The 21,676-nt window shown below is 30.8% G+C and carries 22 protein-coding genes; all 22 read right to left on the minus strand.

Translation table 11 applies throughout. The annotated features are described in order from the left end of the window. Positions 1–19: 19 nt before the first annotated feature. Complete coding sequence (locus tag C3729_RS12530) at positions 20–562, minus strand: hypothetical protein (RefSeq protein ID WP_104794465.1); 543 nt, start codon at positions 560–562, stop codon at positions 20–22. Between the two features lie 184 nt (positions 563–746). Continuing rightward, positions 747–1,289: a hypothetical protein gene (locus C3729_RS12535; protein ID WP_104794466.1), complete on the minus strand. Its 543-nt coding sequence runs from the start codon at positions 1,287–1,289 to the stop codon at positions 747–749. Positions 1,290–1,308: 19 nt separating this feature from the next. Continuing rightward, positions 1,309–2,139: a helix-turn-helix domain-containing protein gene (locus C3729_RS12540; RefSeq protein WP_104794467.1), complete on the minus strand. Its 831-nt coding sequence runs from the start codon at positions 2,137–2,139 to the stop codon at positions 1,309–1,311. Positions 2,140–2,479: 340 nt separating this feature from the next. Beyond that, positions 2,480–3,250: a YdcF family protein gene (locus tag C3729_RS12545; protein ID WP_104794468.1), complete on the minus strand. Its 771-nt coding sequence runs from the start codon at positions 3,248–3,250 to the stop codon at positions 2,480–2,482. An 81-nt stretch (positions 3,251–3,331) separates the two neighbouring features. After that, the gene (locus tag C3729_RS12550) at positions 3,332–3,964 is read right to left on the minus strand and encodes an MBL fold metallo-hydrolase (protein ID WP_104794469.1); all 633 of its coding nucleotides are present in this window, start codon (positions 3,962–3,964) and stop codon (positions 3,332–3,334) included. 82 nt (positions 3,965–4,046) lie between these two features. Then, complete coding sequence (locus tag C3729_RS12555) at positions 4,047–5,075, minus strand: NAD-dependent epimerase/dehydratase family protein (protein WP_104794470.1); 1,029 nt, start codon at positions 5,073–5,075, stop codon at positions 4,047–4,049. Between the two features lie 3 nt (positions 5,076–5,078). Then, the gene (locus C3729_RS12560; RefSeq protein ID WP_104794504.1) at positions 5,079–6,245 is read right to left on the minus strand and encodes a nucleotide sugar dehydrogenase; all 1,167 of its coding nucleotides are present in this window, start codon (positions 6,243–6,245) and stop codon (positions 5,079–5,081) included. A 65-nt stretch (positions 6,246–6,310) separates the two neighbouring features. Then, on the minus strand, positions 6,311–6,958 hold the full coding sequence (locus tag C3729_RS12565; protein WP_104794471.1) for an acetyltransferase: 648 nt from the start codon (positions 6,956–6,958) through the stop codon (positions 6,311–6,313). Between the two features lie 6 nt (positions 6,959–6,964). Continuing rightward, the gene (locus tag C3729_RS12570) at positions 6,965–7,729 is read right to left on the minus strand and encodes an SDR family NAD(P)-dependent oxidoreductase (protein WP_185117747.1); all 765 of its coding nucleotides are present in this window, start codon (positions 7,727–7,729) and stop codon (positions 6,965–6,967) included. Next, the gene (locus C3729_RS12575) at positions 7,726–8,787 is read right to left on the minus strand and encodes a 3-oxoacyl-ACP synthase III family protein (RefSeq protein ID WP_104794472.1); all 1,062 of its coding nucleotides are present in this window, start codon (positions 8,785–8,787) and stop codon (positions 7,726–7,728) included. The genes C3729_RS12570 and C3729_RS12575 overlap by 4 nt, the downstream gene beginning before the upstream one ends. Positions 8,788–8,796: 9 nt before the next feature. After that, positions 8,797–9,027, minus strand: a complete 231-nt coding sequence (locus C3729_RS12580; RefSeq protein WP_072781052.1) for an acyl carrier protein — start codon at positions 9,025–9,027, stop codon at positions 8,797–8,799. A 15-nt stretch (positions 9,028–9,042) separates the two neighbouring features. Beyond that, positions 9,043–9,645: a sugar transferase gene (locus C3729_RS12585; protein ID WP_104794506.1), complete on the minus strand. Its 603-nt coding sequence runs from the start codon at positions 9,643–9,645 to the stop codon at positions 9,043–9,045. A gap of 16 nt (positions 9,646–9,661) precedes the next feature. After that, positions 9,662–10,792, minus strand: a complete 1,131-nt coding sequence (locus C3729_RS12590) for a glycosyltransferase family 4 protein (RefSeq protein WP_084656776.1) — start codon at positions 10,790–10,792, stop codon at positions 9,662–9,664. A gap of 2 nt (positions 10,793–10,794) precedes the next feature. After that, positions 10,795–11,967: a GDP-mannose 4,6-dehydratase gene (gmd, locus tag C3729_RS12595; protein ID WP_104794473.1), complete on the minus strand. Its 1,173-nt coding sequence runs from the start codon at positions 11,965–11,967 to the stop codon at positions 10,795–10,797. Positions 11,968–12,466: 499 nt separating this feature from the next. Continuing rightward, complete coding sequence (locus C3729_RS12600; RefSeq protein WP_317615417.1) at positions 12,467–13,417, minus strand: GDP-L-fucose synthase; 951 nt, start codon at positions 13,415–13,417, stop codon at positions 12,467–12,469. Positions 13,418–13,518: 101 nt separating this feature from the next. After that, positions 13,519–14,655, minus strand: a complete 1,137-nt coding sequence (locus tag C3729_RS12605; protein WP_104794475.1) for a hypothetical protein — start codon at positions 14,653–14,655, stop codon at positions 13,519–13,521. Positions 14,656–14,672: 17 nt separating this feature from the next. Beyond that, entirely contained in the window at positions 14,673–15,887 is a 1,215-nt protein-coding gene (locus C3729_RS12610) for a glycosyltransferase family 4 protein (RefSeq protein ID WP_104794476.1), read from the minus strand. Further along, positions 15,884–16,417 carry an acyltransferase gene (locus C3729_RS13445; RefSeq protein ID WP_104794477.1) on the minus strand — a complete coding sequence of 178 codons (534 nt, stop codon included), beginning with the start codon at positions 16,415–16,417 and terminating at the stop codon, positions 15,884–15,886. The genes C3729_RS12610 and C3729_RS13445 overlap by 4 nt, the downstream gene beginning before the upstream one ends. Next, positions 16,414–17,478 carry a glycosyltransferase gene (locus tag C3729_RS12620; RefSeq protein ID WP_104794478.1) on the minus strand — a complete coding sequence of 355 codons (1,065 nt, stop codon included), beginning with the start codon at positions 17,476–17,478 and terminating at the stop codon, positions 16,414–16,416. Before C3729_RS12620 ends, C3729_RS13445 begins: the two co-directional genes overlap by 4 nt. Further along, positions 17,466–19,358 carry an asparagine synthase (glutamine-hydrolyzing) gene (gene asnB, locus C3729_RS12625; RefSeq protein WP_104794479.1) on the minus strand — a complete coding sequence of 631 codons (1,893 nt, stop codon included), beginning with the start codon at positions 19,356–19,358 and terminating at the stop codon, positions 17,466–17,468. The genes C3729_RS12620 and asnB overlap by 13 nt, the downstream gene beginning before the upstream one ends. A 3-nt stretch (positions 19,359–19,361) precedes the next feature. Then, complete coding sequence (locus C3729_RS12630; protein WP_104794480.1) at positions 19,362–20,483, minus strand: hypothetical protein; 1,122 nt, start codon at positions 20,481–20,483, stop codon at positions 19,362–19,364. Then, entirely contained in the window at positions 20,483–21,661 is a 1,179-nt protein-coding gene (locus tag C3729_RS12635; RefSeq protein WP_133159985.1) for a hypothetical protein, read from the minus strand. The genes C3729_RS12630 and C3729_RS12635 overlap by 1 nt, the downstream gene beginning before the upstream one ends. Positions 21,662–21,676 lie beyond the last annotated feature (15 nt).

Genomic DNA, 21,676 nt, shown 5'->3' on the forward strand with positions numbered 1-21,676 from the left:
ATTTTTTTATAAATACCTATTATTTAGGACTTATGGTATAAGTTACAGTAGTAGTATATACTGTAGGATTTTCTCCATTGATAAATTTATCTACATATGCATCTGCTCCTGCTGCTGCATAGTTTACACTTACCGTTTTATTTACTCCACCAGTAGCGTTATCTACTAATAACTGATTAGTATTAGATAAATTAATTGATTTGTAAGTATTGCTTGTAGTAGATGTTAATGGATTAACTGTACCAGCACTTGCAGTAATTTTAATATCTGCAGCTGAAATATTTTTTGTTGCATCACTACTTGTAAGATCACCTGCAGCACTTACGTTTACTTCAAAACCACCAGTACTGTAAATTTTTAAATGATCTTTTTTATCTACATTTACACCATCTTGGTAATCTGTGGTAGTTTTGTAATCTAAATTTACCACTTTGTTGTCTGGATTTACTACAATTGTTTGGATAGGATACAACTTTACATTTACTGTTGCATTATCACTCACTTGAGCTTGAGCAGTAAAAACACCTGCTAACATAATTAATAAGAAAAATGTTTTTTTCATAATTTTTTTTTGTCGTTTGATTTTTTTTTTAATCCTCTTAGGACTTTTTCCGGGTGCAAAATTACAACCTCTATTTAAAAAAAACTTATGAAAAAAAACAAAAAACCTATGATAAATCCTTTAATTTCAACATTGTTTCACTACTATGGTTAGTGGTAGCATATTACTTATAATTTATTTATAGTTATTTTGGTTCTATGGAGTAAATTATTTGAATAGCATAATTGGTTTCCTTTCCCCCCGTTATTTTATTATGCCATTTATTTCCATTGGCTCCATTATATTGAATATTGAAATACTTATTAACACCTCCTCTATTGCTAGAAAATAAATCTACATTATTCTGTGAAAGAGATACTTCTTGAGTTATTAATTCTTCTAAATTATTAGATGTTCCTTTAGTAGCCATCAAAGTTATATCTGACGCTTGAATTGGACTAGCCTCGCTATTGTCTGAAGTCAAATGATCTTGATCTGCCTTTACTTTAACAATAAAACCTCCTGTGCTATTTATTTTTAAATGATTTTCCTTCATTACAGAAACACCATTAGAATAATCTGCTTGATTTTTATAAATCATATCTACCCTATTTTCTCCATTTATCGCAATGGTTTGTACAGGAAAAAGATTAATATTTAGCGCTAGCGCATTTCCTAATTGCGCTCTTACCAAAATTACTGTTCCAATTACAGCAAATATTCTAACTATTGCTTTCAGGGTTTCCATGACTATTTACATTTATTTTTTATTTTAAACTTGGTATTTCTACAATAGCTTTTTGTCTATATTTACGGGGAGAATACCCTGTGTTTTTTTTAAAGAAATTACTGAAATTACTCTCTTCAGAAAATCCTGATTCTAAACTTATCAACTTTATAGGAACATCTGTAGCTTTCAATATTTTTTTTGCTTTTTCCACTATTTTCGCTGTGAGAAACTTTTTCGTAGAACAACCATATATTTCTTGCATTGCATTATCTAAAGTTCGTTTTGTAACGCCTAACTGGTCTGCATAATAATCTATTTTTAATTTTGTCACTCCTTCCTTTTGTAAAATCATTACAAAGCGATTAATAAGTTCTTTTTCATACGTATTATTCCTCATTTCCTCTAGCACTGCATCATACTCTATTTGTGCACGAATCAAAACAAATTCTAAAAAATTTATGAATAAATTTTTAGCAATAATTTTATTGAGTCTCTTATTTTGAGTAGGTTCATAATAAGATTTAAACATACATTCATAAGGCATAAAATTATTTTTAATGAGTAATCCATTAGATTGTTTAAAAAGGAGACCTTTTTTGATGAGTTTCAGAAATTCTAGTCTATCTACAAATAAATCCGCTCTAAACCAAATTAATATAGCAGTTTCTGCGGCTCCTAATATTGTCACTTTAGAATTAGGAGCAATAAAATAGAAATTTTCTTCTGTAATCTTTTCTTCATGTTCTCCTATTTTTAAAAAAAATTCTTCTTTGCCCGAATAAATAATAGAATAATGTGAACTGATTAATTTTTCATATATCGTCCTTAGTTCTTTAATTTGTGCTACTCCCCAATCTCTCATTTTCATCTCAGTCTGTGTTTGTTTTAGCTTATCCTTATGATTTTCATACTAAATTACAAAAAAAACATCATATTCGCTATATTTTTTTATCATATTTACTTGCATGAATTTTTATTTATAACATTAAGAATCGAAGAGGAATAATTAAGAGAGATAAGGAAAGTAGGGGTGAAATCGTAAAGTTGTAAAATTGAGAAAGAAGAAGGAAGAAGGGAGAAGTGATGAGGGTGCCTTTGGAAATTTGGAAATAAGATAAGGTAGTAATGTAGTGATGTTCTGACGTAAGGATATTTATGTGTGAAAGAGATGATTATAAATTTGCTTACCGAATAATCTATTTTTTATGTTAGTGAGATTTCTGCTTAAGAAAATACACTTTTGCTTTATCTTTTGCGAATTTCAATCTCTCTTTTATGATTTCATTTACCATCTCTATAGAATTTACACTGGGAAAATCTACACCTACACTCCCATTTTGACCCTCTTTTATTTGATAATTAGTAGGAGCATAATACGTTTTAAGGTGAGGATATTGATGGTATAAAAAATGAATCCTTGGTAGATGTAAAGCATCTGAAACCGCAATTACAGAAACATTATTTCCTATTTTCTGAGTAAAAGACTTAATTTCTGTAAAAGTATTATCAGGAGTAGTCAATACTTTTATTTTACTGGACGGAACTCCTAATGAAATAGCCGCATCTCTAGCCACTTCTGCTTGAGATTTTACGCCATATCTCGAGTGTCCCGAAGTTACTAAAACGGCATTTGGATAAGATTTCATTAATCTAACTGCTTCAACCAAACGAGTAAGAGATGTAGGAGATAACTGCTGAGATGGATTCAAACGTTTATCTAAAATATATCCTGCCCCAAAAACATGAATATAGACCTGTTCTTTATGATTGGCTGGCAAAATTCTCTTTTGACGGCTCTCTTCATATTTCATCCATTTTGCTGGTAAGTAATAGGTAGAAGTGGCTAGCCAAAGCACTCCAATAGCTAAGGTTAGTCCCCAATATATTTTACGAGTTCTGCTGTATCTATATATCAAAAAAGCTCCTGACAATAAAAATAAGTTATGAATGGTAAATATGGTTAAAAGCCAATCTTTCATCGTAATTATATTGCAATTACCTATTTAAATGAATGAAATATTGAATCTAAATAAGATTAGAAAGCATCAAATAATTAAGTTTCATTCATTGATGTAAAGCTTCCAATCTATTTCGGTAGATTTTATCATATTGAGATGTCCTGGACAAATAAAGGAGTTTTCGTCTGTAACCATTTTAATTTTCAAGGCAGATTCTTTCGCTTGTTGTTTATTTCCAGATTTTAGTTTGGTTACAATTGGGATATTAGGAATTAAAGCATCTCCTGTGAAAAAGTAGTTCGCTAATTGGAAGGTGAGGCAACCTTCATTATGACCTGGTGTTTCTAAGATTACCATTTTCTCCTGATTAAAAAGAGGAATGTTATCATTCTCTTTTACTATATTAATTTGTTCACCCGTAAAGATGACTGGAGTACCATGATAAAAAGATAAATTGAGTTTATAATCTGAGAGCGCAATTCTAGTATACTCTGAACAGTATATTTTACAACTGGGAAATTTTTCTATTACATCTCCAATATGCGCAATGTGGTCATAATGTGCATGTGTTAAAAATACGGCGTCAATATTCTGATTAGGCTGTAAAGAATTTATCGCTTCTATACCGTTTCCCGCGTCTATTAAATAGCATCTCTTTTCATCCACCTCACTTTGTATTAAGTAGGTGTTTGAGTTAGAAGATTTCAATATAAATTTTTTTATTTTAAATTCCATTTACTTAAATCTCTAAATCCTATTTAATTTCTATTAAAATTTTAATTGTCCAAAAAATGGCTCCCATTATTATTCCTTCTCTTTAGTCTAAGCCGTTCTTATTTTTAAAATATTCATTAAACCATTGTACAAATTTTTCTACTCCTTCTTCAATAGGCGTAGTGCTTTTATAACCTAGATTATTTAATTTAGTCGTATCTGCCCAAGTATTTGGCACATCTCCAGGCTGCATTGCAGCAAAATTTATTTTTGCTTTTATATTTAAAGCATTCTCCATACACTCAATAAAATGCAATAACGGTACTGGTGCACCATTTCCAATATTGAATAACTGGTAACCATTTCCTTGGTTGTCTGGATTTTGAAGAGTTACTATAATTCCTTGAACTATATCATCCACATAAGTGAAATCTCTACTCATTTCTCCGTTATTAAATACTTTAATTTCCAAGCCACTCGTCATTGCTTCTGCAAAAAGCATTGGAGCCATATCAGGACGCCCCCAAGGTCCATACACTGTAAAAAAACGAAGCCCTGAAGTTGGTAACTGATATAAATGGCTATAAGCATGCGCCATTAACTCGTTCGCTTTTTTAGTTGCGGCATATAAACTTATAGGACTATCTACTTGATCTGTTTCTTCAAAAGGAATTTTTTCATTTTTCCCATAAACTGAAGAACTTGAAGCGTATACCAAATGTTTAATTTTATGATAACGACAAGATTCTAGGATATTTGTAAATCCCATAATATTACTATCTATATAAGTCATAGGATTCTCTAAACTGTATCGAACGCCAGCTTGTGCTGCTAGATGAATCACTTGATCAAATTTTTCGTTCGCAAATAATGCTGGGATATTTTCTCTATCTTCAATATTTAAACGAATAAACTGAAATGTAGGATAAAGCATTGATTGAACCCTCTTCTCCTGAATTTCTGCTTTATTCCGATCGATACCTAGTTCTTTCAAACGATCATATTTCAGATTGATATCATAATAATCGTTTATATTATCTAAACCTATGACTTCATACCCTAAATCGATTAATTTTTTTGTGGTATGAAAGCCTATAAAGCCAGCTGCTCCAGTTACTAATATTTTTTCCATTTTCTAGTCGTTCCCAAATAAATCGCGGGTGTAGACTTTGGCCGCTACGTCTTCTAATTCTGGAGTCATTCTATTAGAGATGATGACATCACATTCTTTTTTAAAAGCTTCTACATCGTGCATGACTTTTGAACCAAAAAATGTTTCTTCTTTAAGAACTGGTTCATAAACCACTACCTCAATTCCTTTAGCTTTTATTCTCTTCATCACCCCTTGGATGGCAGATGCTCGGAAATTATCTGAACCTGCCTTCATTATCAAACGATAAACCCCCACTTTTTTTGGTGCTCTTTCGATGATAGAATCTGCTATAAAATCTTTACGCGTTCTATTGGCATCTACAATGGCTTTTATAATGTTATTAGGCACTGCATCATAATTGGCCAATAGTTGTTTCGTGTCTTTTGGCAAACAGTAACCTCCATATCCGAATGATGGATTATTGTAATGCGAACCGATACGAGGGTCTAAACTTACTCCTTCTATAATCTGTTTGCTATCTAAATGATGAACTTGAGCATAACTGTCTAATTCATTAAAATAAGCCACACGTAGTGCTAAATAAGTATTTGAAAATAACTTGATGGCTTCTGCTTCTGTAGAATCTACAAAAAGCACTGGAATATCTTCCTTAATGGCTCCTTCTTTCAATAAACCTGCAAAAACTTCTGCACGCTCACTTCTCTCTCCCACAATAATGCGAGAAGGATATAAATTGTCATACAACGCTCTTCCTTCTCTTAAAAATTCTGGTGAAAACATTACGTTATCAATACCTAAATCTTCTTTTATTTTTTTCGTAAATCCTACTGGTACCGTTGATTTAATTACCCCAACTGCATTAGGATTGTATTGATTCATTTCTATAAGAACGCTCTCTACACTTTTTGTATTGAAATAGTTGGTTTGTGGGTCATAATCTGTAGGAGTAGCAATAATTACAAAATCTGCATCTTTATAAGCCTCTTCTTTATCCAAAGTTGCTTTAAAATTCAATTTTTTTGTAGATAGAAATTCCGTTATTTCTTTATCTTCAATGGGCGATTTTTTATTGTTTAGAAGTTCTACTTTCTCTGGAACAATATCCAATGCTACCACTTGATGATTTTGCGCTAATAGCATCGCATTAGACAAACCTACATATCCTGTACCAACAACTGTTATTTTCATTTTATTGTTTTTATTTTTTGATTTTTCAATCAATAACTCCCTATTTTTTATTAAGCTAATTTTTTCTAAGTTATCACTACTTTTTCTTTGAAACGATAAAAGTGAGTTTCGTTATCTTTCACTGTTTTTGTGATAATCATCCCTGCTGCAATGGTATTATTATCTCCGATTTCAATGGTGGGAATTGTAGCACTATTCACCCCAAACATATTGTTATTTCCTACTTTTGTAAAACCACTCAATACTACTTGGGGACCAATAAAGTTAAAATTACCTATTGTAGAATCATGACCTATTGTACATCGAGAATTTAACATATTAAAGTTTCCAATAATTGCTTTTGGTCCTATAGATGCATTATGCGCCACCACGCATCCTTCACCTACTGTAGCAGAGGGTGAAATTATTGCTGTAGGATGAATGAGGGTAGCAAATCTCGCACCTTTCTCTAGGAAATTTTGAATAATTGTTCTTCTAAATTGTATATTGGCTATTCCCATAATGTATTCTGCATCTTGGGATACCTCATGGTCTTTTATGGTTCCTATGTAAGGACCTAGGAGACTGTAATTATTATAACTTTCTTTGTTATCATCAATATATCCTACTACATCAAAACAGAGTTCTGGTGCTACCGAATTATTATAATGGGTAATATAGTCTGTGATTTCAGCGGAATGTCCGCCTGCTCCAATGATTATTACTTTTTTCATATTAAATTATCTTGCTGTATATCCTCCGTCTATCACTAATGTAGTCCCTGTAATCCAACATGCCCCGTCTGATAACAAGAAAGCGCAAGCGTTGGCTACATCTTCTGGCTTACCAAGTCCTAACGGATGATAACTTTTTATTTTTTCATAAGCTGAAGAATCTTGAGCATAGACAGCATTAGAACTCATAGGAGTTACTACAACTCCTGGAGCTACGCAATTTACTCTTATTTTTTTTGATGCTAATTCTAAAGCTAAAGATTTTGTTCCTGAAACGAGAGCCCCTTTCGTTAAACTATAAGTTGTTTTCCCTAATTCCCCTACCATTCCCATTACTGAGGCTAAAAACACAATGCTCATCCCATCTGGATTGGCATATTTTAATTTAGTAAGAAGCTTAGTGATGGCAATAGGAGCAAAAACATTGGTTTCAAAAAAAGGTTGTAATTTTTCTGGCGTAATGTTACGAAGTGGCAATGTAGTAGAAATTCCCGCTGCATGAACAATTCCGTCTACTTTCCCTACCGTTTTAAGAGCATCTTCTAACTTTTCAGCAGTTTGCTCATAATCTGTAACATCCGCCACTAGGATTTGGTAATTTTCGTTCTCGAAATTCCCTACTGTTTCTAACAATCTTTCCTCTGATCGCCCCAATAAAATTACAAAAGCTCCCATTTGGTTTAGGGTAATAGCGCATTGTCTTCCAATCCCAGAAGATGCTCCCGTAACCACGATGGTTTTATTTAATAGGGTAAAAGGGTTTATACTCATTCTAATTCTACTAAGTTACTGATAAAACAATCTTGCACATTAATTTGAGCCGTAGCCCAAGACATCCCCACTCCAAAACCGCATAACATTAATTTTTTATTGCCTTGAAGCTTATACTGCAATTGAGATGCTATAGTTAAAGGTATAGAAACAGAAGATGTATTTCCGAAACTTTCAATACATGAAGGCACTTTTTCTTTATCTAACTTTAATTTTTTGGCTAAATAAGCGTTCATGTAGTCATTGGCTTGATGAAACAAATTAAAGTCTATTGTATCATTGGTATTTCCTGATTTCTCGAGTACCGATTTGAAATTTTTTGGAATTTCGCTCAATACAAAATTAAACACCTCAGCTCCATTCATGTACCCATGTTCATCTGTTCTTATGTTGCCATACTCATCTACCACTTTTTCAGTTAATGTTTCAGGTGAACTGGGATTTCTATAACCGCCGGCATCCATTTTAATTAAATCTGAGAGAGCGCCATTAGAATTCAGTGAGAAAAAACTTTCTCCAAATTTTTCATCTCTTTCAATTAGGGCTGCCACTCCTCCATCTCCAAAAAGAAAAGCTGTTTTTCTATCTTTTGGTGAGTATATTCTAGAACGTGTTTCTCCATCTAGCAATAATGCTTTTCTAAAGCCACCAGATTGCATTAAACCATAGACCACCGAAAGTCCATACACAAAAGCTGAACAACCTAAACTGATGTCAAATGCTGCCGTGTGTTTTCCTAATCCCAAACGGTTCTGTAAGAGAATAGATGTAGCGGGCATTCTGTAATCAGGAGTTTGAGATATAAAGATTAGCAAATCAATTTCTGATTTGTCTATATTCATATCCGAAATTAATTTCTCTGCAGCTGCGAAGCATAAGTCTGATGCGCACATTCCTTCTGGGGCAAATCTGCGTTCTTTAATCCCTACTTTGTCTACTATATCTTTTACATCTTCTTTATTAAAAAATTGGGTGTAATTGTAATTATCAATAGTATTCTTTGGTACTGCTGCTGCTAAACCCGTAATCCCAACGTTTTTAAAAGATAAATCTGCCATAAAAATGGATTAAGCCTGCGTTCTTTTTATAATTTCGTTGAGTAAATCTCCTAAAGTGATTGCATTTTTAAATGCTTCTTCTTCGATTACCATGTTATACTTATCGTCTATTTCGGCGATTAAAGTTAATCTAGCTAATGAGTCCCACTCATCATAGTCTCTGAAAGCATCTGATAATTGAATCTCTCTGTCTTCAATTTCTAATACTTCTGTTATCATTTCTAAAAATTCTGCTTCCATAATTTTATGTTTTATTTAGTTATTTCCTTTAAAAGGTTCCATTGTTACGCTTGTATCACTTGAGATTCCCTCTCTTATGATGACTTTTTTTATTGTTCTCCATACGATTTTGCAATCCAATAAAAAACTTAAATGGTCTACATACCATACATCATATTCAAATTTTTTGTTCCATGAAATGGCGTTTCTTCCATTTACTTGTGCCCATCCTGTTATTCCAGGTTTTACTTCATGTCTGCGTTTTTGGGTTTCTGAATACAAAGGTAAATATTTAATTAATAAGGGACGAGGTCCTATTAGGCTCATATCTCCTTTTAATACATTAATCAATTGTGGCAGTTCATCTAATGAAGTACTTCTTACCCATTTCCCCACTTTGGTTAAGCGTTCTGCGTCTGGTAATAAATTTCCTTGTGCATCTCGCTTGTCACTCATGGTTTTAAATTTAATTAATTTAAAAACTTTCCCGTTTTTCCCTGGTCTATCCTGTGTAAAGAATGCTGAATTTTGACTGAGCATCAATAATAGGTAAACCCCTATAAATAGGGGTGAAAAAAATATTAAAACCAGCACTGCAGCTGTTACATCTATTAATCTTTTAAAAAATAAACTATACATATTAATAGCATATTTATTATATAAATTTAGTAGCATTATAGGGTGTATAATTTAAAGATGCCTTTAAAGCATTACTTTTATAATAATTTAAAAATTCAAAATTAATCTTACTTTTTTGAATGAAATCTACTATACTTTGCAAATCAGAATTTTGAAAAATTTCACCCATTTTTTCATTTTCTACTAATCTTGCTAATGCAGAATTTTGAGGGGCTACACACAAAATTGGTGTTCCTACCGACATTAAATTATATGTTTTACTAGGGATACTTAAATCAGAAGCTTCATTACCAACCGTTACAAGAGCTAAATCAGCTCCTGAAAGTGTGAAAGGCAGTGTCTTGGTATCTTGCCAAGGTAAAATTTTAATATTTTGCAGTTTATTTTTAGCAATCAATACTTCCATCTCTTTATATCTATCACCTCCTCCAATTAACAAGAAAAAAATTTCTGTGTTATTTTGAAATTGTAGTGCTAATTCGATGAGTATTTCTACTGGATGAGCTTTCCCCATGTTACCTGAATACATAACAATAAATTTATCCTCAATTTGATGTGTTTTTAAAAAAACATTTTCTGACTTGGGAATGGGTTTTAGGAATGAATTATCCGTCCAAATAGGCACTACATTTACTTTATTTTTATTTACATATTTAGCTATTCGTTCTTTCATCCCACTGGTAATTGTACTTATTTTTCTTGCTTTTGCATACATTCTTCTATTTATGTTTTCCCATTTTTTAATAATCCATGAATCCTGTTTAAAATAGCCAAATTCAACTAATGCATCTGGATAAACATCATATATTAAAATATCATACGAATTTTTACAAAATAAAGGAACCCAAGCTGTCAATGGAGGATTTGACACTAAAAACAAATGCGCTTTTGGATATTTAAACTTAATTAAAAATAGTATTTTTAAAAAAGCCCCAACCCAGGTAAACATTCTTTTAAATGTTGATGACCTATCATAAGGAATTAATTTTTCAACTTTAACAGTAGCATCAAGTATTTTGTTTCTGGGATTTAAAAAACCCGTCAAAAGAATTCTTTCTTCATATTCATCCTTAAAAGCATCAATAATATCAATCATTAAATATCCAGCACTTTGATTGACGAATACAATTTGTTTTTTTTTATACATTTTTACTCTACATTTCTTACTACTGTATGACCTCCTTTAGTTAAATGAATGTCTTTTTGAAAAAGTTTTACATCTTCAACCATCATTTCTTCTACCAAAGTCTGTAAATTATATTTTGGTTCCCAACCTAATTTTGTTTTAGCTTTTGTTGGATCACCAATCAATAAATCTACTTCTGTTGGTCTGAAATAATTGGGATCAACCTTAATCATAACTTTATTTAATTGCAATGAAGAAACTATATTTTCATTACCCGTAGTTTTTTGATAAACTTCAAAATTTATTGTATCTAATATACCCACCTCTTCTACACCACTTCCTTCAAATCGTAAATAAAGTCCTACTTGTTCAAAAGCCATTTTTATAAAATCTCTTACTCTTGTTGTCAATCCTGTTGCAATTACATAATCTTCTGGGGTATCCTGCTGTAAAATCCGCCACATCGCTTCTACATAATCTTTTGCATGTCCCCAATCCCTTTGAGCATCTAAATTCCCCATAAACAATTCATTTTGTAATCCCAAAGCAATTTTGGCAGCTGCTCTTGTAATTTTTCTTGTTACAAAGGTTTCCCCTCTTCTTGGTGATTCGTGATTGAATAGTATTCCGTTACATGCAAAAAGATTATAAGCTTCTCGATAATTTTTTGTAATCCAGAAACCATAAATTTTAGCAACTCCATATGGAGATCTTGGGTAAAAAGGAGAATTTTCGTCATAGAATCCATATTCATTTTTATTCTCTTGCATCCCACCATACAATTCGGAAGTTGATGCCTGATAAATTCTTGTTTTTTTTTCTAAACCTAGAATCCTTACCGCTTCCAGAATTCTCAATGTCCCTATCCCATCTACATTTGCTACATATTCAGGTGAATCAAAACTCACCTTCACATGTGACATTGCACCTAAATTATAAATCTCATCTGGTTGTGTTTCTTGAATGATTCTTATTAGGTTGGTAGAATCTGTCAAATCACCATAATGCATCTTAAAATTCACGTTATTTTCGTGTTGATCCTTATAGAGATGATCTACGCGTTGAGTATTAAACGAAGAAGCTCTTCTTTTGATGCCGTGAACACTATAGCCTTTTTCTAGTAATAATTCTGCTAGATAAGACCCGTCTTGGCCTGTTATTCCTGTGATTAAGGCTACTTTTTTATTTTGATTCATATTAGTAGTTTTATTGAATTTATACTTTTTGAATATGATTTATCATATCATCATATTTAATATTTTACTTTTTATGTTTATGTTTACACTTATATAAGAGTTATTATGTCTATCTAGCACTCTATAAAACTCAGCTTCGATTCTCAATATATCATTTTCCTCAAATGATTTCACTTGCATTCTAATAAATACATTACTCTAATACACATTCTACTATTCCATAAACAGAGTTTTATTTTAAGTAGAATTTCTACTATTCACCAACTTTTATATTTTTAGACTCTTTCAATGGTTATGAGCCATTTAACTTCAAAAATAGTCTAGATTTTGTTTTATGTCAAACTTATTGGAGTATCATTTATTTCTGAGTTTCACTAATTCTCTCTTTTTTTGGAGCTCCCCTCTAAAAAAAAATACTCTGCCTATATTACATCTTGTCTTTTTTATTTTGGTTTATCTTTATAAATTTTACAATCTGTGTCGAGAAATTGAAATGGTATTAAATTTTAACTTCTTTAAAATTATCTTGATTCGCTAAAAACCAATTATAAGTTATTTGCAGTCCTTCATCTAATGATGTTTTATACTTCCATCCTGCATTTTTAAGTCGTGAAACATCCATTAATTTTCTTGGTGTTCCGTCAGGCTTTGAGTTATCCCAGATAATTTCACCTTCATGTCCCGTTATTTTTTGAATCTTTAGTGCCAGTTCTTTTATAGTAATGTCTATACCTGTACCAACATTATATAAATGATGACTTAATTTATTCTCCAAAGCAAATAAAACAGCATCTGCTAAATCGTCTACGAATAAAAACTCTCTCATTGGTTTTCCTGTTCCCCACAATTTAACTGGAGCATGTTTATTCTTTTTAGCTTCATGAAATTTTCGAATCATGGCAGGCAATACATGAGACGTTTGCAAATCAAAATTATCTCTTGTCCCATACAAGTTTGTGGGCATTAAGCTCACAAAGTCTTTTTTGTATTGTTTCCTTATCGCTTCACAAGCTTTCACTCCAGTAATCTTAGCTATTGCATACCACTCGTTAGTAGGTTCAAGAGATGAAGTTAACAAACAATCTTCCTTTAGAGGTTGAGAAGCCAATTTTGGATAAATACAAGAAGATCCCAAAAAAATAAATTTTTCCACTTCATTTTGATGAGATGCTTCAATTAAGTTATTCTGAATTTGCATGTTTTCCATCAAAAACTGATAAGGGAAATTATTATTTGCCAAGATACCTCCCACTCTTGCAGCTGCATCAATAACTACATCTGGTTTTTCAAAAGCAAAAAAATCTTTAACTTGAGCTTGATTTCTTAAATCTAACTCTTGGCTAGGCCTCCCGACTAGATTTTTATATCCATTATTTTGTAATGCTCGGTAAATAGCTGAACCTACCATACCATGATGCCCAGCGATATATATTTTTTTATTTTTCATCATAATTTATGAAAAGAACTTAAATCTTTAATACTTTATTGATAAATACGTTTGCAAAGATCATAATGTTCTCTAATTCATTAATTTTTATACACCTATTTTACTTAGGAATTTCCATTAATGATATCTCCCAATTCCATAGAAGTTATAAATTCAACATCTGGCCATTTTTTTATGATTGCTCCCAATAATTGATCTAATTTTTTTAATCCCTCTGCTCTATTTTCAGGATTTATGGTTCCCATGTAATTCACTCTATGAGAACTAATAGTAGCGGGTTTATGACAGTTGAAAGCTATCTCTATCTCCTTCAAACAAGAGGCTACCCAATCTCTTTCTTTAGGAAACTCTTCACTTATTGGTTCAAAAAAACAATTCCTAGTCAAGTACATTTGTCCCAATCTATTCTTTTTCCCTAAGTAACGGAAATGCTTTTTATATTTACCTTCCCCCAAAGGCTCGTGTTGTATTTTTCCTGTTCCGATGTATTTCACCCCTTTTTTGCTTAACATTTCTTCTAAATTATTATTAAAAGGACCATTCGTTGGAATAAAAAAAGTAGATTTAAAACCAAACAGAGATTCAAATTCATCTAATCCTATATCTATTACCTTTTCAAGATATTTTAAATCATTTTGGGTATCAATATCAAACGCTGCTCGTAAGTCTGTTAGCTCTTCACCATTTATTTCTCTTGGTAATGTACTCACACCATATTCAAAAGCTATTCTTAAGGTTTCGTTTCCCTCTTGAAGAAGTTTCATCCAACGTTGCACATTAAGATGTTCTCTTCCGTGAAACACGGGAACTAAAAGTCTTTCTTCTATTCCTTGTTTCCATAAAGAGTGTATTCTATCACTTTTTGGGTATCTTTTAGCGGTTTCAGGAAACAATTCATATTCATATTTCTTAAAACCGTTTGCCTTTATTTTTTCAAAATCAGGGTTAGCCACCACATTCACTCCAGTCATTACAACATAACGACCAGAAGCATCTTTATGTTTACGAAGAACATCCATCAACATCTCCATATCCTCATTAGACTCCAAAGTATCATTTTTCAGATAATGTGAATGTAAAGGAATTCCTTTGGCTTTCATTTCTTCTAATGCCCTTTTGTCTGACATATAAACAGAGCCCCAATCGTCGCTTTCTATTACGATTAATTTTCTATTGGTTCTCCATCCTAAAAGATTGCTTACATATATTTTTAGTTCTGATTTTTTAGTTCCTGTATACATTTTAATATTTATTAGCTCTATTTCGCAAGAGTTTTAAACAATTGTAAATAATCTTGATACCTTTCGTTCTTATCGAAGTGCTTTTCCGCTCTTTTTCTGCATTTTTCTTTATCATAATATTCAGTTTTAGCACTTGTTACTCGTTCAATAGCGGTTTTTAAATCATTTACATTTCCCTTTTCTACCACTATGCCCGTTTCTTTATCAATTGCTTCGGGGCTTCCTCCTGTATTATAAGTAACCACGGGGGTGCCACATGCTAATGCTTCAATATTTGTAGTAGGAAAATTGTCTTGGTAAGTAGGATTTACAAATACATTTGCCAAACTGTAGTATTCTGCTAATTCTTCAATACTTTCTGTTCTTTCAATACCTATTATATTTTTAGGTAATTGTGCTATTTGCTTTTTAGTTAAACCTATTAAAATTATCTGATATGTACCTGATAATTTATTTGATAAAGAGATAAAATCATCCAATCCTTTGCGGCGATCCCAAATGCTGGCTACTCCCAAAACAATTATTTTATCCTTTAGATTCCATTTTTGAATTAATTTTTCTACATTTTCTACAGGACTAAATTTCGAAAGATCTATCCCATTGTGAATACAAATTACTGGAAATTTCGATAAAAATGATTGTTTTACTAGATTTTTCAACCAATTTGATGGTGTAATAATATGAAGATTATTTAACTGATTAAAAATCTGCTTTTTATCAGAATAATTTTTAAAGGAATTATCTATTAATAAAGATTTAGGATAGAAACTTTTCTTTGGACAATTCTGGCAATGGGTTTTCCATTTTTCACAAGCTACAGAATCAAAGTAACTACAATGCCCTGTAAAAGGCCAACAATCGTGAAAAGTCCACACTACTGGGATATTTATTTTTTTCAGATAATCAAATAGTATTTCAATATTTACATAATACCCATGGATATTATGTAAATTAATAACATCTGGTTTTAATTCTTCAATTTTATTAATCAACTGTTTAGTTGCTTTTCTAGAAGCAAAACCGTGTCTATCCAATAAAAGTGAAACTACACCATGCCAATTGGCATCCCATTGATTTCCTATTTTGATTTTATTAGATTTACTCGGCTGATTGCCCCTTCCGTAAGCAATATAACTTTCGTGCCCAACATTAATTAAAACTAGGCCTATGTCTTCTGCAATTCTTCCTGTTGACCCTGAATTTACAGTTGCGTTAATTTGTAAAACTCTCATTTTTTATCAACAACAAAGTCTTGCTTTTCTCTTCTATTAACTTTACTTGCGTATTCTCTTATATCACCAATTACAACAGCTGGATTACCTGCAACAATTGAATTATCAGGAATTGAACCTCTAACTACAGAACCAGCGCCAATAATAACATTATTACCAATTTTTGTACCTGGCAATATTATAGAATTCATACCAATAAAGACATTTTTACCAACATAAATATTTTTCAATACACCAATATCTGTTTTAGGCTCTTTATCAATAGCTATTAAAGCAGTTGTATAACTATAATCATGCGTTAGAAAATGAACATTCATTGAAACAACTAATCTATCATTAATTTGGATCCGATCAAAATCATCAAACTTAACACTCTTTGCTATAAATCTTGGCTCACCATTTATCTTCATACCATTGTTACGCAATAAAGCATTATATAATTTTTGGTATTTTCTTACATCTAAGTATATAAAAATCCCTATAAAAAACTTTAAAAAATAAAATTTAAATCTTTGTAACTTTCTTTTCATGATAATAAAGTATCTAGATATTTCTGACCTATTTTTTCAATATTAAATTCATTTGCATGCTTTTGTGTGTTTTTTGCTAATTTTACAAAAACATTATCATCCATTAATTTTATTAATTTTTCTTTATAAGTTTTTTGGTCTAACTCAGTTATCAAAAACCCATTGTAGCCATCAATTATTAAGTCTGAGGGACCAGCAATACAATCAAAAGAAATACTAGGCAACCCAAATGAAAGTGCTTCAAGAAGTGCATTTGGGAATCCTTCAGATACAGATGTAAATGCAAATATTTTTGCTTGTTTGTAGAAAAAATGTATATCTTTTCTTGCTCCCCAAAAAATAACCTTTTCAGAAATCATCAATTCATGGGCTAATTTTACTAAATTATCTTTTTCTGTTCCCTCTCCTACAATCCATAATTCATAATCATGATTATCTATTTCAGAAAACATTTTTAATAACAAATCTAATCTTTTGGAGTAAATTAACCTTCCTACACTTAAAATTATATTTTTACGCTCATTTTTTTGCTCATTTTGAATAATTACAGGATTTGGTATTACCACTATATTTTTATTATTTGTAAGTTTTTGCAAAAAAGTTCTTGAATAACTAGTCTGTGAAATAATACCCGTTGCATTTTTATATAGTTTTTGTCTTAAAAAATCATGAACCCTTCCCCATTTTTTATCTGGTCTACTTCTATCTGAAACATAGATATTACAATTTAAAAATTTAAGCGCAATTAAAACAAATGAATTATACATTTCACCAAAACTTAGTACGGAATATGGCTTTATTTTTTTTATTGTTGAACGTAGAAAATACATTGTTTTTAGAATATATAATAATCTGTAAGAATTATTAAAGAGAAAGTTAGGTTCATGAATAATCACATTGTTTGATATATCATAAAATTTATTGCTTTTTCCAAGAATTATTAAATGAACTATAATATTATCCTTTTCCGAAAAATAATTTGCTAATTCAGACATTACCCGTTCCATACCTCCCGCATGTAATGAAGGAATAACAAGGGCTATTTTTTTTATTTCATCCATTTATTATACCACATTTGAAACATTAATAATTTCCATATAAAAGGCTGATAATGTAATTTATTAAGTTTAAATAAATTTACTTGTTGTGATACCCAAGGTACATTAAATAACCCTGATTGTTCTAAAGCTTTAGGAGATAGGTACTCGTCTATAAGATAAGATAAATCACCTCTTAACCATGAATAAATTGGTAATGAAAAACCTGTTTTTGGACGATTCATCATTTCTTTAGGTATGTAATCATGAACAATATCTTTAAGTATCTTTTTACTTGTTTTGCCATCCCATTTGTATTCTAATGGCAACTGGGCAGCAAATTCTAATATTCTATGGTCAACTAAAGGTTCTCTGCCTTCTATAGAAACTGACATAGTAGCGCGATCTACTTTAGTCAAAATATCATTTTGAAGATAGCTTTTATAATCAATAGCTTGAGCAACTTCTAATGGAACACTGAAATCTTGTAAATTTATTTTATAAGGCGAATAGGTACATTTTTTTTTATTTAAAAATAATTTATTTTGAAAATCTTCTGGCAAACTATTCATAAAACAAAATAAGTTTGAAGCTTGTTTTATATTGTCTTTTTGCATTGACTTAAAAGCACTTTTAATTTTATGTTTTTTATCAAAACTTAAAAATGGTATGAAATCACTAAGAATTAAACCTATTTTAGATATAGAAGGTTTCAAGAAACTTGGTATAAAATTAATATATTTCATATACTGGTTCATTATCATATAACTTGTATATCCAAAAAAAACTTCATCACCAGCATCTGCCGACAATACAACAGTAACTTTTTTTTGGGCTAATTTACTTACCAAAATTGTTGGTATTGCAGAACTATCCGCAAATGGTTCATCGTAAAAAAAGGGCAACGTAGGAATAATTTCTTGTGCTTCTTTTGTGGTACAGGTATATTCAGTGTGATCAGTTCCTAAATATTTAGCTGTTTCTTTAGCATAAGGAGCTTCATTATTGCCTTCTTCAAAGCCAATTGTAAAAGTTTTAACTTTATCTGAAGTTGATTTTTGTAATATTGCTGCTACTAAAGTACTATCATAACCTCCACTTAAAAAAACTCCAATAGGAACATCTGACACCATACGATAATCGCAAGCGGATTTTAATAATTTATGAAGTTTTTCTTTAGCTTCAGAATAATTTAATATGCTTTTAGGTAATTTATAAAATCTTTCAGCATCCCAGTACTTTTCATAAGTGATTTTTTTAGTCTGAGTTGATAATTCTAAATGGTGCCCTGGTTCAATTTTAGAAGTTTTCTTGAAAATACTATAGGGAGCTGGAATATATCCTAAATCAAAATAAGTAGAGACTATACTCTCATTTATATTCTTTTCAAATTTTGGATGTGTAATTAATGCTTTTAATTCAGATCCAAACAAAAATATTTCTTCATTCCAAAAATAATAGAAAGGTTTTACTCCAGCTCTATCACGAGTAACAGTGATTTTTTTGCTTTTTGAGTCAAAAATCACATAGATAAACATTCCAATAAATTTTTCAACACATTGCTTACCCCATTCATAAAAAGCGTGTAATATGACTTCCGTGTCTGAAGCTGTAATAAATATATGTCCTAAAATTTCTAATTCTTTTTTTATTTCTAGATAGTTATATATTTCTCCGTTAAAGACAATTGTTAAATGCTTGTATTGCATTGGTTGGTGACCACCATTTGACAAATCGATAATTGATAATCTAGCATGTGCTAGACCAATTATTGAAGATTGTTCTAAAATAAGTTTTATTCCTTGATCATCTGGACCACGATGAGGAATAGAATCAATCATTTCTCTTAAATTACTTTCTGAAGATTTTTTTGTAAAATCTATAAATCCAGCTATTCCACACATAAATTAATTTTCTTTATTCATTAAATCTCCTAATTCATCTGAACTAACAAATCGAACCTCAGGCCATTTTTTAATAATAGCCTCTAAAAGCATCTGTAATCGTTTGAGGTTTTGGGCTCTGTTTTCAGGATATAAACTCCCCATATAATTTAGACGATGCGAACTTATTATAGCAGGCTTTTTCCATCTAAAGGCTATTTCAATTCGGTTCAAACAATCTTGTTCCCATCGAAAATTTGGATTAATCGTTGGCTCAAAAAATGCATTTCTAATTAAATATCTTTGTCCTATACTATTTTTTTGACCTTGATAGTGATATTTTTTGGAATAAGACCAAGAATCCCCTTCTCTTGGTTCAAACTGATTTATCAACCCCTGAATGTATTTTACTCCATTTTCTTTTAAAACTTTTTCAAGTTGTGAATGCCAAATGTAGCAAGGTGCAATAAAACTTTCTGAATCAAAATTCCATATATGCTTAAATAGTTTTAACCCTTCAATAATGGCTTTCTCTTGAAACTCTAATTCTTTTAATTTTTTAAAATCAAATGCATCCATATATTCATTTTGGTACCCATACTTTTGAGCAACTTTTGAACTAAAAATACCTAAATCAAAAGCTAACATTTCGTCTTCTGATTTTCTTTGAAGAGCTTTCATCCAAAGTGTTACATTTAAATGTTCTCTACCATGAAACTGTGGCATAATTAATTTATTATTGATTCCTTCTCTGTATAAATCCATTACTCTATCATGCTCTGGATAATGCTTTAGAGTTTCTGTAAAAGGCTCAAAATGATACTCATTAAAATTAGATTTCTTAATTTTTTCAAAATCAGGATTGGCGACTATGTTGTTTGCCGTTAGGATTACTGGGTTACCATCGTTTCCTTTAACACTATTCAATACATCAAAAAGCATTTCTAAATCCTGATTACTCTCCAAAGCATCATATTTATTATATGGACACTGATCAACTGGATATCCTTTCTTTAATAGTGAGTTAAAAGCCTCTTTTGATGACATACGAATCGTGCCCCAATCGTCGGATTCTATTACTACAATTTTTTGAGAAATTGATTTACCTAAAAGATTAATAACTGAATTTCTATATTTTTTAAACATTATAATTTCTTAATTCTTTCAATTAGGTGCGAAGTTTGATTTTTTGCGCTAAAATCAAAACATAATTTTTTTCTATATATCCAATTACTAAAATTAGTGTTAAGGATTTCTGATGATAAATCTATAAAATTGTCTAAGTTGTATTGAAATTTCCAAACACCTATATTTGGATTATCATTTATCAATATTGCTGGTGCACTTTCTTTTGCGCACATAACTAATATTTTTCTATTGTAGCTTAAATATTTTGATAGTTTAGACGAAAGAAAAACATCTTTTTCAATATTTGCGTTTAAGTCTAACAAAACCTCTGAACTTGCAATGTACTTTTCAACATTGTCTGTCCAACTTATTACTTCAAAATTTTTAATTCTATGCTTAGGTATATTGTATTTTAAAATATCGATATCACTACCAACAAATTTAAGCTTCACAAAGTTATATTTTTCGATTAATATTAAAAATTGGCTTATAAGAAAACTTGGATCTCTTTTTCCGTAAATAGAACCTAAATATAAAAACGTGCCTCTTTCAATCCTATTTTCTTCAAGTTCTTGCCATTGACTTACTGGGTTATACAAGACAAAACTCTTACCCTTTATTGTAGGCATATATGACAATTGATACTCCAACATTACTGTATTTGATGATCCAACTAAATTAGCCATTTTATAAAATGGTTTAATAGCTGAAAACAAAGCTGATCGAAATATTTCTTTGTCACCCCATGGTTTTGGTGATGGTATTGGATCGGTTGAATGAATAATGTATGGCAAATTGTATGTTTCTGATATTTTTTTCCCAATTCTTAATAATCTTACTGATACATTTCCTGAACTTATAACCAATACAAATTTTGTGTTTTCAATTTCTACTTTAGAAGCTATCCAATCCTTAATCATTTTCAAATCATTTTTACCTTTTGAATAATCAAGTAACGACTTAAAAATAATCATTTTTAATTTATCAACTTTTGGTGATAAATTTGGGCTCAATGTGTTGTTTTTTGGTATAGTAATTAAATTTATTTTGTCATCTAGTTTTTTAACAGGAAATGTGATTAGATTTGGATAATATTGATTTTCAGTGATACCTTGTATTAAGTTTTTAACTACCAAACCTGTTGCATCTGAATTAAAGGAATCAGAAATAATGATGCAATTTTTCATTTCTTTCATTATTATTTTTTTTAG

Origin of the sequence: Cloacibacterium normanense (assembly GCF_002943105.1) — a bacterium.
Lineage (GTDB): Bacteria > Bacteroidota > Bacteroidia > Flavobacteriales > Weeksellaceae > Cloacibacterium.